We start from the raw sequence: 12,941 nt of genomic DNA on the forward strand, positions 1-12,941 counted from the left end.
AATTTATCCTTGTGTCCCGTCAGGCGGAGACCTGAACGATCTTGTCTATGGCGTTCTGCTGGCGTGTCGCCTCGGCATCGACGAACTGGGCCATGAACTGGAAGTTTCTCTGGATATCCAGCATCTTCGTGACCTCGGTCATGGTCTGGACATTGCTGCTTTCGATCATGCCCTGCACGATGTTGGGACGTTCGACCGCACTGGTGGGCTGATCCGATTTCAGGAGACGGCTGCCCTCGGCGTGCAACTGGTTATCGTCCTGTGCCGTCACGATCCCGATCTGTCCCTGTTCCCCCGTTTCGGTGGAAATGACGCCATCCGAGGAAATGGTGATCCGGTGATCGTTCGGAGGCAGGACGAGAGGCTGGCCATCCTGCCCCAGAAGCGGGTTTCCGGCTTCATCGACAATGGTGCCGTCCCGTTCCTCCGCAAAAGTGCCGGCCCGTGTCAGGCGGACACCACCAGCCGTGCGGACCTGAAAATATCCCGCCCCGCCCAGAGCCAGATCGAGCGGATTGCCCGTCTGCTGCATGTCGCCCTGGTCATAGTTGCGATAGGTGGCACGATCCTGCGTGTAGGATTCCGTCTCCGCCCCATCCGGCTGCTGACTGCCATGCTGATGGGACAGATAGTCCGTGAAGAGGACATTCTCGCGCTTGTAACCGGCTGTCGAACTGTTGGCCATGTTGTTGGCCACGACGTCCATGGCGCGCTGCTGCGCGTCCATGCGCGAAAGGGCGATATAGGTGCTGTTCTCCACGGCCAGGGCTCCGGTCCATCCCGATTTCGGATGGCATCCTACCCGTTCAACACTTTCCCAATCGTTAACCTGCCCGGATCATACCACTGGCAGTCATTCCGATTCATCCCTGCGATAGGGCGACAGGGTGGACAGGGCGTCCGCTTCCTGTTCCATCGCCCTGCGTTCTTCATCCAGGAAACCGGAGACGGCCCGTCGCAGCCCCGGATCGAGCAGGGCATGGGCCGAATGCGTGAAGGACGGCAGGTAGCCGCGCTGGATCTTGTGTTCACCCTGCGCGCCCGCCTCCACCCGTGAGAGACCATGCGCAATGGCGAAATCGATGGCCTGATAATAGCAGAGTTCGAAATGCAGGAAGGGCCAGTTCCCCTCACACCCCCAGTTACGGCCATATAAAGTATCGGCACCCATCAGGTTCAGCGCGCCAGCGACTAACCTGCCGTCCTGCTCCGCCAGCATCAGGACAACGCGGTCTCCCAGTCTCTCCGAAAGAAGCGGGAAAAAGGCGGGTGTCAGATAGGCGCTGCCCCATTTCCGGTCCACCGTGGACTGATAGAAACGGTAAAATGCCTCCCAGTCCGCAGCGGAAATATCCCTACCGCGACGAGTCACGAATGACAGCCCACTGTCCTGCGCCGCGCGGCGTTCCTTTCGGATAGCCTTGCGCTTGCGGGATGCCAGTGCGTTCAGAAAATCATCGAAAGAGCAGTATCCGTGATTGTGCCAGTGGTACTGGATGCCCGTGCGGTGCAGATAACCCGCGGCCTCGAAGGCTCTCAGGGACGGTGCGTCACAGAAATTGGCATGGAGGGAAGACAGATCCATCTGGGCAGTGGCCTGAACCAGTGCCTCCGCTAGAGCCACGGCGGTTGCCGCCGGATCAGGCAGACCGGGCCGCAGCAGGAGACGCGGTCCCGGAACCGGAGAAAACGGAACAGCACAGACGAATTTGGGATAATACCGTCCGCCTGCCGCCTCATAGGCACGGGCCCAGGACTGATCGAACACGTATTCGCCCCAGGAATGGGCTTTTCCGTAAAGCGGTGCCAGCGCGGCGATCCGGCCTTCCGGATCGCGCAGGGCGGCGTGGCGGACCAGCCAGCCCGTCCCGTCCGCCACGGAGCCGCTGTCTTCCAGTGCGGACAGAAACCCGAAGGAGACGAACGGGTTGCCATCTCCCGCGCACTGATCCCATGCCTCAGGTCCGATTTCATGGATCGAGGCATGGAGGGTCAGGGTCCAGTCGGAAGAGGGCGGGGATGTATCGATCTCTTCCATCTGAGTCTTTATTCCACTTCGAACAGGGCTTCGACCTCGACCGGCGCATTCACCGGCAGGCTCGGAACGCCGATCGTGGAGCGGGCATGACGTCCGGCATCACCAAACACCTCGACGGCCAGATCGGATGCGCCGTTCATGACGACGGCATGGTTTGTGAATTCCGGTGTACAGGCAATGAAGCCCCCAAGACGAACGACACGCCTGATCCGCGACAGATCACCACCCAGAGCGGCCTTTGCCTGTGCCAGCACATTGATCAGGCAGGCGCGCGCGCAGGCAACGCCCGCATGTTCGGACACATCTTCACCCAGCTTGCCGCTGATGAGCAGCTTTCCATCCACGAGGGGAAGCTGACCGGAGACGACAAGCTGGTTTCCAGTACGGACCGTCGTAACGTAATTGGCGACCGGAGCCGCGGCTTCCGGCAGAGTGATTTCAAGCTCGGCAAGACGGGTTTCGGGGGTATTGGCCACGGAAAATCTCCAGTCACTGAAACGGAAAGGTCAGGAAAGGGACGTTACCGCGCCAGGCGGGGAATGTCATGTCGGGAAGCTCTCCTCACCCGCCAGGGTCCGACGGCTCCGTTCCAGTTCCTCGGCATAGCGCCGGAGGGCATGCTGTTCCGTCAGCGTGCCGACCACCTGCCGGGATTCACGGTCTTCCACCACCACCAAAGCATCAGCTTCGGCCTTTGCGAACAGTTCGATCGCCTCGCGGATGCTCATGAGCGGGGTCAGCATCGCATTCTGGAAATGGGCAAGCGCCGTGACCGGCGTTGCCGTGGCGGGAGCGGCATGAAGATCCGCGAGTTGAACCATGCCGGCATAACGCCCGTCACGGTCCAGCAGGACCAGACGCTGCGCCGAGCCGAGTGGAAAAAGACGCTGCGCCCGGTTGACCGGCGTGTCGAACGGTAACGTCCGGACCTGTTCGCGCATCATGCGGCGGACATTGAGGGAGCGCATCCACCCGATATCGACAGCCGACCGGATGGATTCCCCGCGCAGATGGAAACGCCATGTCGCGAAGCTGTATCCGAAGAGACGACGGACCGTCAGGAGCGACAGAACCGCCGCCGCCAGTGTTGCGCCACTCATGGAAACGCTGCCCGTCAGTTCCAGCAGCAGACAGATCATGGTCATGGGACTGCCGATGATGGCGACGGCCATGGCGGTCATGCCGATCAGGGCACAGGCCGTGCTGGAATCCGGCGCAAGGCCCATTGGCTCCAGCATTGCGCCATACAGGATCCCCGCCAGCGTCCCGAGATAGAGCGAGGCGAAAAAAAGTCCTCCGCGAAACCCTGCCCCGATGGAAACAGTGGAGGCCAGTGCCTTGAGCAGCAACAGCCCGAAGGCAACGCGGGGCAGGATTTTGCCCGCGAAAACGGCCCGCATGGCGTCATGCCCGGCGGAAAGGGCGGAGGGATGGATCATGGCCAGCCCACCAACCAGCAGCCCCCCGACAGCGGGCCGGAGCCATGCCGGCCCCGGCAGCCGACGGAAAAGACCTTCTGTCTGGGTGACGGCATACATGAGGCCGATGGCGGTCAGCGCCGTCAGGATTCCGATAATCATGGCGCCTGCCGTTCCTTCCCAGGACAGCAGACCTGGATTCGGAATCACGAGCGGTATCGGTGCGCATCCCAGAAAGCGCGTGGTTCCCACCCCTGCCAGCGCCGCCACGGCGACAGGAGAAAGGCTGCACAGCGAGTAGGATCCGATCACCAGTTCGAAGGCATAGAACGCGCCCGCAACCGGCGCATCAAAAGCCGCGCCGATGGCTGCACCCGCCGCAGCGCCTACCAGAACCCGCAGGTCTTCCCGCCGGACCCGGAAAGACCGTCCGATCTGCGAACCGAAAGCAGAAGCGATCTGCGTGAAACCGGCCTCCAGCCCGATGGAGGCGCCCACGCCATTGGACAGGATATTCTGTGTGACCAGCACCACACTGTCCGCAACGGACATGCGCCCGCCATGCAGGGCGTTTGCCTCGATCGGATCAACCGGGCGGCGCGGAGACAGTCTGGCCGCCAGTATCCCGAACAATCCGACAGCCACGCCCCCCAGTGTCAGGACCAGCATGGTCCGGACAGGCGGAAGGGTGGACAGGCCCGAAAGGCGGCCATCGCGTGTGGTTGCCTGCCCGAACAGGAGAAGATGCAGATCAAGGGTCAGCCAGGTGACCGCCACCACACACAGTCCGGACAGCACACCGACCAGCGCCGCCAGGACCGTCAGCCAGATCTCATCACTCCGGACCATGGCGCGCAGGCTGCCGGGCGCCTGTCTCCGGTCATGGAACAGACGATTCAGGAACCGGACGGGAGCATCGAAGCGGTCAGGACGGGTGGACAAGTCATCTCCCGGGCACGCAGGTATAGTCCTGTTTGGCGGGAAGACCGCTTCCGATCAACTACCGTCACGGAAGGATCACGCATGAAACTGAACGTCATCGAGCGCGGACATGGCGCGCAAACCGTCATCTTCCTGCATGGACTGTTCGGACGGGCCCGTAATCTGGGGTTCCTTCAGCGTGAAGCGGCAACCCGGTTCCATACCGTGGCGATCGACCTGCGCAACCATGGGGCCAGCCCGCACGGTCCGGTCAGCTATCCCGCCATGACACAGGATGTTCTGGAGACGCTTGACGGACTGGGGATAAAAAAATTCGCGGTCGTGGGCCATTCCATGGGCGGCAAGGTCGCGATGATGCTGGCGCTCCGTGCACCTGATCGGGTGACGAAGCTTCTCGTGGCGGACATGGCCCCCGCTGCGATGCAGCATGGACATGCAGACATGATTGCACAGCTTGAAAGCGTTGTTTTTCCACCATCCCTGAACCGTCGGGGTGGACTTGACCTGCTGGAGCCGGTGACGAAGAACCGGGCCGTGGCGGAGCTTCTGCTTCAGAATGTCCGGATGGACGGAGTGCCTGGCTGGTCCATCGGACTGGAACCGCTCTCACAGGGCATCCGCATGATCGAAGGATGGCCCGACCTTCGGTTTGCCCCCTATGAAGGTCCGGCACTGTTCCTGCGCGGCGGCGATTCTCCCTATGTGCGACCGGAGCATCATGAGACGATTCGGCGCCTTTTCCCGCAGGCCCGCATCCATGCCCTTCCGGGCGCCGGTCACTGGCTCCATGCCGAACAGCCAAAACTTTTTCTTTCCGAAATGATGGCGTTTCTCGAAGAAAAACCCTGAGATTTCATTTTCACGCAAACCGGTCCGGCGCTTCCGAACTGGAAAGAACTGTCTTCTTACCCCATAATAATTACGATACAAAAACATAATAAAAACAAACATATTAATATTTCGTTAATATAATAAAACTCAATTATAATTAAAGTAAAAAGCTTATGTTTCCAAGAATTTAACGAATAAAAAGGAATTGCCATGCGGCAAAAACACAAACCAGCCTCAGGATTACGCGAATGTACGCCCTACTTTTTTCGGAACCACTGGTAAACAGATCCGAGATGCGCGTCTTTACACGCGAAAAAATCTATTCTTCAGCATTGGCCCGTGGCGCTGCGCATGGAGACAAGGAGACTATTCGTTCCATGATGATCGGATGGTGGCCTTTTATTCAGGCATTTGAACGCGCTATTGACGTGCGCGTCGGTCACCTGCCGATCAAGCCGCTCGTCCAGCGTTTCGGCCAGAGCCGCGTCAAAGCGTTCTTCTCGGAAGCACGGGAAGCCGTTCGCGAAATGAAGGAAGAGGAAGGATCACACGCCGTTCTGTGGGCCGATGGTGCGCGCGAATTCGGTGTGGACCTCTATAAAGACCACTACCCCGTTCTCCCCAGCGTCCAGACCCTGATTGCCAATGCGGACAGCGAAGACCCGGTCCTGTTCTTCTCTTGGCTGGCAGCCGTGGAATACATTGCAGAAGAACTGGCGGCCTATCTGTGCCATGCGCCGGAATTCACCAGTCTTTTCGCCAAAAAGAAATGGACCTGGGGTCTGGCGCATGACGAGCATGAGCATGACGGCCCGTCCCATCTGGAAATCGACGAGGATCTGGCCCGCGCCTATTTCCCCTCGACCGATCCGGACATCACGCGCGCAGCTCTGACCGCCAACATGCATGAGTGCATCCGGCTTTTCGAGAAAGCCAGTCAGGACATCTACGCCATGACACCCGAAGTCGCCCACTGAGGGGACGCCACCGCTCCTGAATGCAAAACCATTCGGGAGCGGCCCCGACCGGTAAACTTTTTATTCTCCGGCAAGAACTGGTTCAGAAAATCCTGTCATCGTTGAACCCTGATCCTGTATGAGACAAGGGTTCATGATCACTTCATCCGTCCCTTCATCCGCATCAGCAGAACAGATCCTTCTGAAGAAGGGTTCGTGACACGATGCCTCTGACGCGATGGCAGAAACTTCTTCACAGGGTCCGGATGATCCGCCAGGCGGTGTCCAATCAGGATTTCCCGCCGGACGCCCGGGAGACCATTCAGGCATCCCGCGCACAGGCGCTGCGGTGGCTCAATCTTTTCCATATCGTGGCACAGGGAAGCGCGGCACCGATCGCCCTGCTCTGCCTCAAGGGCAATTATCCCTTCTATGGTCCCCTGCTAGGCGGCACGGTCCTGTTCCTTCTGGCGGTCTACAACCTTCTTTTCTACAGTATCCCCGCGCAGAAACGCATCGTCCGTCCGTATGCCTGTCTCCTCAAAACCCTGAACATCTGTTTCGGACTGTGCTGGAGCAGCCTGCCCATCATCGTTTTCCCGCAGGGTGATGCGAATGACAGGGTTGTGGTGGCGGGCCTTCTCGTCGGACTGACGTCTACGACGATCACCCTCCTGCCACTGATTGGCGTTGGCGAATTCATCGCCACCATGCTGATCGGGTCCTGTTTCGTGGCGCTCTGGATATCATGGAACCAGAATCATGACCTGTTCTATGTCTATGTCGGGCTGGAACTCGCGATCTATCTGTTTTTTGTCCTGACCCTGTGCCTGACCGTCCGGCTGCTGTTCACGGCCTTCCTTCTGAACCGCCAGTCCCTTGAGCAACGGAACAGCATTGTCAGCCTGCTGCTGCGCAATGCCGACGATGAAGCCGGTGACTGGCTGTGGGAAACCACCATGGATGGCCGTCTTCAGCATGTTTCAGCCACCCTCGCCTCCGCGCTTGGGCAGAGCAGGGAACAGCTTGAGCAGAGCCGCCTGACCGATATTCTGTCCGAGCGGTCTTCTTCCCACGGCCTGTCCATCGATGAGGCCGGACTTGACCGCTTGAGGCAGTGCCTCGATCACCGCATCTTCTTTCGCGATGTCGTGATCCGGGGTGACCTGCATGGTGAGCAGCGCTTCTGGTCCCTGAGCGGACGACCCATTTTCAGAAACCGGATTTTTATTGGCTACAAGGGCGTCGGGACGGATGTAACCCGCACCCATGAAGCTCAGGAAAGCGCCTCGTTCAGGGCGCGCCACGATCTCCTGACCAGCCTACCCAACCGGGCAGCTTTTCTGGAGGACATGGAACGCTATCTGATCGAGGCCGAGGAAAAGAGCGAGCCTTTTGCCCTGCTGAATCTCGATCTTGACGGGTTCAAGCAGATCAATGACCGCTTCGGCCACCATTGTGGCGACCAGATGCTGAAGAAAGTAGCCATTACGCTGAGCCATACGCTGGAAGCACAGCAGCGGCTCTATCGCTTCGGAGGCGATGAATTCATTCTTCTTGAGCGTGGCGCTTCCATGACGGAAGCCGCCAGAACGGCCGATCATCTGGTCAACCTTCTCACACAGGCCCCGATCCGGCTTTCGGAAGGCATGGTCTGCCCGATCGGGCTGAGCGTGGGGATTGTCGTGTCCTGCGGTGGCGTGGAGCGGGTCAGCAGCCTTCTGGAAGCCAGTGACCTGGCTCTTTACGAAGCCAAGAGCCTCGGGGGCCATACATTCCGTTTCTACAATCCAGAGCTTCTGACCGTCGCCCGGCGCAACCGCGACCTGATCCGCGCCCTGCCCACGGCCCTTGAGAAAGGCCAGCTGGATATTGTCTATCAGCCTTTCTTCAATGCCCAGAGCCAGAAGCTCTGCGGGTTCGAAGCGCTGATCCGCTGGACACATCCGGAATATGGCCGCGTTCCGGCCGAGCGGATCATCCAGCTTGCGGAAGAGGCCGGACTGATCCACCGGCTGGGAGTGTATGTCATGGAGCGGGCATGCCGGGAAGCGCACGGCTGGGGCGGGGATCTTGTCCTATCCGTCAATGTCTCGGTCGGTCAGCTGGAAGCGCCGGCGTTCCTTGAAGACACGTTCCGCATTCTCAGGGAGACCGGACTGTCCCCCACCCGTCTTCAGATTGAAATGACGGAAAGCATCTTCATGGAGCCGGATGCCGCCACGTTCAGTCTGCTGCACAAGCTCCAGACGGCGGGCATTTCCATTGCGCTGGATGATTTCGGAAAGGGCTTTTCCTCCCTAGGCTATCTGCGCTTCTTTCCCTTCTCCAAAATCAAGCTGGACAGCCTGTTCGTCCGGGACATGCTGCGCGAGCCCCGGGCCGCATCCATCGTGCGCGCCGTCATCGAACTGGCCATTGATCTCGGTGTAGCCGTCACGGCAGAAGGGGTGGAAAACAGGGAGCAGCTGGCTTATCTGCGGCGCCTCGGCTGCACGGAAATTCAGGGATACCTGCTCTCACGTCCCCTGACACCGGAAGCCACCAGCCATTTCCTGAAGGTGGACCATTCACTCCTGAGCCAGACCTGACCGGACCGGTCAGCCTGTCAGCGGATTGGGACCACTCTTCTTCCCTTCTTCGGAAACACGCCAGCAATACCAGGCCAGCGTGGAGCGCCATGGCGCGAAACACTCCGTTTCGGCTTTCAGAAGCCGTGGTTTCGGCGCATCCACTCGCCCCTTGATCCGCCGCCATCCTTCACGCGCCCCGAAATCATCCACCGGCATGACATCGGGCCGGTTTAGCGTGAAGATCAGCAGCATTTCCACCGTCCATCGCCCGATCCCGCGCAGGGTGGTCAGACGTGCAATCAGATCCGCATCCGACAGCAGCGCGGCTTCATCCCGGCTGGGTACAAGGCCGTCCAGACGCGCCCGGGCCACACCGCGCATGGCAGTCTGTTTGCTGGCCGAGAGGCCACAGGCCCGAAGTGTCTCCTCCGGCAGGGCCAGCAGCGTTTCGGGCGCGGGTGGAGGACCATCCTGCAGGCCCGAGGGACCCAGCGCCCGGACACGGCCGAAGATCTTCCGAGCCGCGGCGCCATGAAGCTGCTGCCCCGCGATGGCCCGCAACAGAGCATCATAAGGCTCCTGCCCGTCATCGCCACGCAGACCACACGGGCCAATCCGCGCAATGGCAGCGGCAACATCGGGATCAGCACAAAGACAGGCGGCAGCCTCCCTGCTCACCATCGGGCACTCCGTTCTCTTCTGCCGGCATCGGGAAACATTGCGGTTTTCATCTTTCGTGAATAGCCCATTACTGCCATGATACGCGAAGAAACGCCCACCCCCAGCCCCGGATACCAGCCCGCCGGATGACAACCCCGACCGCCCTGGTGCAAAAGGACTGGCGATGACGCGCCGCCTCCTTTCACTTCCTGTCTCCCCGCGCCGTCCATGAGCGACAAAGTGCCCTCTTCCGGCAAGCCGCAGAGACGCGAGCCCCGACTATTTGCGCCTTCGCGTCGCACGAAACAGGCTGCCCCACAGCACGCACCGGCCGGAACACGTACCCGGCTGAGGGATTACGTTCCGCCCGCCCTGCCCGTCCGGCCGGTGCTGACGCCGATGATGCGTCCACAGACCATCGTCGATCCGGGACCGACTGTTCCTTTCCTGATTTCGGCGGGGATTCATCTGGCCGTCCTGGCCGTCCTGCTGACCCAGCATCATCACATGCACGGCTCCCCGACAGGGCAGGAGCCGCAGGTGGAGATGGTCTTTGACCAGCCCCCCTCAAAAAGCAGCATGCAGGGACCGCGCGCCCGGGAAGAAGGTGGCGCGCCGCCGCCGCCCTCCTCCCAGAGCACGGAAGAAACCCAGAACGAACAGCAGCAGCCGGAGCAGGAACAGTCTGCCCCCACGCCTGCCGTCCCGACGCCCGAAACGCCGGCGGCCCCGCCCGTCCCGCAGGAGCCCTCCGCCGAACTGCCGAAAACCGCACCGACCCCGGCACCTGTCACACCCGGCACGGCCCCCAGCCAGCGCCATCAGCAGACAACGCCGCACAGCCACCGTGCCCATCGTTCCGTGCGGTCGGATAACAACAATCCATTCGCCCATCCGATGGACCTGTCTTTCGGCGAGGCGCCGTCGCCCTATCGTCGCCGTCGGGGACGCCCGGCGGGCTCAGGTGGCCCGATCGACATGTCCCTCGGGCCGCTCAGCATGAACGGCGCCATCAACGCGCCATACCAGACCCGCAACAGTGTCCGCGGTGTCAGCGAGGATTACGGCAGCGAGATCGACCAGTGGATCCGGCGACACATGTATTACCCTGAGGAAGCCGCCCGTGCTGGCGAGGACGGTCCATCTTCCGTACACGTCGTCCTCGACCGCTCCGGGCACGTGAAAGCCGTGCGTCTGACGGGCCAATCCGGCTCCTACTCGCTGGATGCCGCCACGACCGGCATGTTCCAGGGCGCGCATCTGCCGCCCGTGCCGCCGGACATGAAAGGCGATCATTTCGATATTGATGTGACGATCAACTACATTCTTCTCCACCGTTGAGCGTCCTTTCGACATTGGTGGCGTGATCCCATAGAGTTCGCACCATCGTTCCATAGGTCTGGAGCCCTGATGCGCCGTTTTCTGCCCATCCTTCTGCCACTCTGTCTGGGCGGCTGTTTTTCCATGCCGCACCCTTTCGCCGATCCCGGACCCCAGGCACGTCATCTGGCCGTGGCGAATCTGCCGCCGGCGCGCCTTGCCGTTCCCACGCCAACTGCCTCCCTGCTTTCGGATGACGCCGCGAAGCTCTGGGCCCATGACGTGGCCGAAGCCATGGTTGGGCAATCCGTCCCGGCCATCGCCCAGCCGAAAAAACCCGGTGACTGGTGGCTTCAGCTCAGCGCAACGGTCAAGGCGGGCGCGGTTGTCCCGCATTACGTCATCATGACGCCACAGGGCAAAGCCCGCGCCGAAGCGGACGGAGCAGCAATCGACATGGCGGGATGGAGCGCGGGAGACGTGACAGCGCTCAAGGGCGCCGCCACGCAGGAAGCACCGGAACTGGCCAACCTGCTGACCGGTATCCAGGCCGACACCATGCGGCAGGACCCCCACAGCCTGATGCACAGGGCGGCAAAAGTCTATTTTGCCGGCGTGACCGGGGCGCCCGGAGATGGCAATACCTCACTTTCCCGGGCCTTCTATTCCTCCCTGCCTGACAAGATCAATTCCATCCAGACCACTGCAAAAGGGGCGGATTATACCGTCCGCGGGACAGTCAAACTGACATCCGCACCTCCGGGCAAGGTTGGCATGACGGTGCAGCATATCGAGATCGTCTGGCACGTCCTGACACCTGACGGGAAGGAAGCGGGCGCCGCTACACAGTTACACGACATCCCGGCGCACTCCCTGGATGGAGCATGGGGCGATACGGCGGCCATGGCGGCCGAAGAGGCGGCAGACGGGGTTCGGACCATCATCACCAATTACTCGGGACGGGAACACAAGCCGCTTCCCCCACCCGGCAAGGATACGAAAGCACCTCCTGCAGCGACACAAAGTAGCCCGGATGTCCTGAACAGTCCGGATCATTCCGCCAGCGGAAGCCCCACGCAGACTGTTACTCCAACGGCACAGTCCGGAACGAATGTAGCTTCCGCCCCGCCCGCAAAGTAACGAAACGTATCTTTCCGGAAACCGGTTTCCTACAAGGCTTCGGAAACAATCCTTCCGGAGCCCTTGATGCGTTTTTCTGCCCGCCTTCTTCCGTTTTGTGCCGCCTTTGCAGGCTCGTTCGGAGGAATCCAGCCTGCCTTCGCAGATCCGGCCCCGGTCGTGACCGTCAACCGGGAAGTGGGTCTGTCCATTACAGGCGGGTTTGAAAACGCCGTAAATGCCGCGACCAACATAGTGACATCGTCAGGGACAAACTGGAAATCATCCTCCTACAGCCATGAGCGTTTCCAGCGTGTGGGCTGGACACCCGGGTTCCAGGCGGAAGCATCCGTCATGTTCGACGCTTTTGGCATCCGGAATCTGTACGCATCCGGCCAGTTTGTCCTTCAGGACGGCCAGCGCAACGCCAAATACGCCTATCGCAGCGCCTCTGACGGATGGAACAGTTCGGGTCGCTTCGGTGGTAACGATGCCTCCAAGTCCACGATGACGCATGGCGAAATCGGCAAGGGATTTCTACTGGTGTCGGATTCGTTTCTCGTCACACCCTTTGCCCAGGGCGGCTATCTTTCCACGGGTGGCGACAGTTTCGGAGGATACGGGAGCGCTTTCTTTGTCGGCGCCGGACTGAAGGCGGATTATGCCCTGACACCTCGCCTCGTCCTGCGAGGACGTTTCGGCTGGGCTCAGCTTCTGGAACATGACCCCGGCTATTACAGGACGGAACATTATTCCCGTCCGATGTGGGAAGGCGGTCTGAGCATGGACTATCGCCTGACACATCATCTGCACATGACGGCCGGTGGAAACTATACGTATATTTCCGACCATCACGGTCACGATGGTACCGGCCTTGTCCTCGTCTCCAATTCTGCTGTTCCGAATTCCGTGACGGCGTCCACCAGCAGCAGCTCCTTCGTGAACGGTGCCACCCTGCATCTTGGACTGGCCTACGCGTTCTGAATATCCGATCGAACATCGGGGAGCCTGTTATCTCCCCGGTATGACAGACCCTGCGGACAGGCCAGACATGCACATCAGACCGCCAGAAGAATGACCTCCA

The 12,941-nt window shown here is 60.6% G+C and carries 11 protein-coding genes; 6 read left to right on the forward strand and 5 right to left on the reverse strand.

The genetic code is table 11. The features are described 5' to 3' along the window. Positions 1-19: 19 nt before the first annotated feature. From flgF to GMO_RS08640, 4 genes are all read right to left on the reverse strand, one after another. Complete coding sequence (gene flgF, locus GMO_RS08625; protein WP_008851980.1) at positions 20-760, reverse strand: flagellar basal-body rod protein FlgF; 741 nt, start codon at positions 758-760, stop codon at positions 20-22. A gap of 93 nt (positions 761-853) precedes the next feature. Next, positions 854-2,038 carry a GNAT family N-acetyltransferase gene (locus GMO_RS08630; RefSeq protein WP_008851981.1) on the reverse strand — a complete coding sequence of 395 codons (1,185 nt, stop codon included), beginning with the start codon at positions 2,036-2,038 and terminating at the stop codon, positions 854-856. An 8-nt stretch (positions 2,039-2,046) separates the two neighbouring features. Then, complete coding sequence (locus tag GMO_RS08635) at positions 2,047-2,514, reverse strand: RidA family protein (RefSeq protein WP_008851982.1); 468 nt, start codon at positions 2,512-2,514, stop codon at positions 2,047-2,049. A 66-nt stretch (positions 2,515-2,580) separates the two neighbouring features. Further along, a complete protein-coding gene (locus tag GMO_RS08640; protein WP_050801450.1) occupies positions 2,581-4,305 on the reverse strand; it encodes a chloride channel protein in 1,725 nt (574 codons plus the stop codon). A gap of 174 nt (positions 4,306-4,479) precedes the next feature. On the opposite strand from GMO_RS08640, the gene GMO_RS08645 reads away from it, so the two are divergent. From GMO_RS08645 to GMO_RS08655, 3 genes are all read left to right on the forward strand, one after another. Continuing rightward, positions 4,480-5,247, forward strand: a complete 768-nt coding sequence (locus tag GMO_RS08645) for an alpha/beta fold hydrolase (RefSeq protein ID WP_008851984.1) — start codon at positions 4,480-4,482, stop codon at positions 5,245-5,247. Positions 5,248-5,606: 359 nt separating this feature from the next. Further along, positions 5,607-6,206 (forward strand): hypothetical protein, encoded by a 600-nt coding sequence (locus tag GMO_RS08650; protein WP_245528466.1) that lies wholly within the window; start codon positions 5,607-5,609, stop codon positions 6,204-6,206. Positions 6,207-6,451: 245 nt separating this feature from the next. Then, positions 6,452-8,776: a putative bifunctional diguanylate cyclase/phosphodiesterase gene (locus GMO_RS08655; RefSeq protein WP_139064417.1), complete on the forward strand. Its 2,325-nt coding sequence runs from the start codon at positions 6,452-6,454 to the stop codon at positions 8,774-8,776. Positions 8,777-8,785: 9 nt separating this feature from the next. On the opposite strand, the gene GMO_RS08660 is transcribed toward GMO_RS08655, so the two are convergent. After that, positions 8,786-9,439 (reverse strand): DNA-3-methyladenine glycosylase family protein, encoded by a 654-nt coding sequence (locus GMO_RS08660; RefSeq protein WP_008851987.1) that lies wholly within the window; start codon positions 9,437-9,439, stop codon positions 8,786-8,788. Positions 9,440-9,646: 207 nt separating this feature from the next. Between GMO_RS08660 and GMO_RS08665 the strand changes: the two genes are divergently transcribed. The 3 genes from GMO_RS08665 to GMO_RS08675 all read left to right on the forward strand — a co-directional run bounded on the left by GMO_RS08665 (position 9,647) and on the right by GMO_RS08675 (position 12,841). Beyond that, entirely contained in the window at positions 9,647-10,759 is a 1,113-nt protein-coding gene (locus GMO_RS08665; protein ID WP_040508753.1) for an energy transducer TonB, read from the forward strand. Positions 10,760-10,828: 69 nt separating this feature from the next. Beyond that, positions 10,829-11,878 (forward strand): hypothetical protein, encoded by a 1,050-nt coding sequence (locus GMO_RS08670; protein ID WP_008851989.1) that lies wholly within the window; start codon positions 10,829-10,831, stop codon positions 11,876-11,878. A gap of 66 nt (positions 11,879-11,944) precedes the next feature. Beyond that, the gene (locus GMO_RS08675; protein WP_008851990.1) at positions 11,945-12,841 is read left to right on the forward strand and encodes a hypothetical protein; all 897 of its coding nucleotides are present in this window, start codon (positions 11,945-11,947) and stop codon (positions 12,839-12,841) included. Positions 12,842-12,941: the final 100 nt, after the last annotated feature.

Source organism: Gluconobacter morbifer G707, assembly GCF_000234355.1.
Taxonomy (GTDB): Bacteria; Pseudomonadota; Alphaproteobacteria; order Acetobacterales; family Acetobacteraceae; genus Gluconobacter; species Gluconobacter morbifer.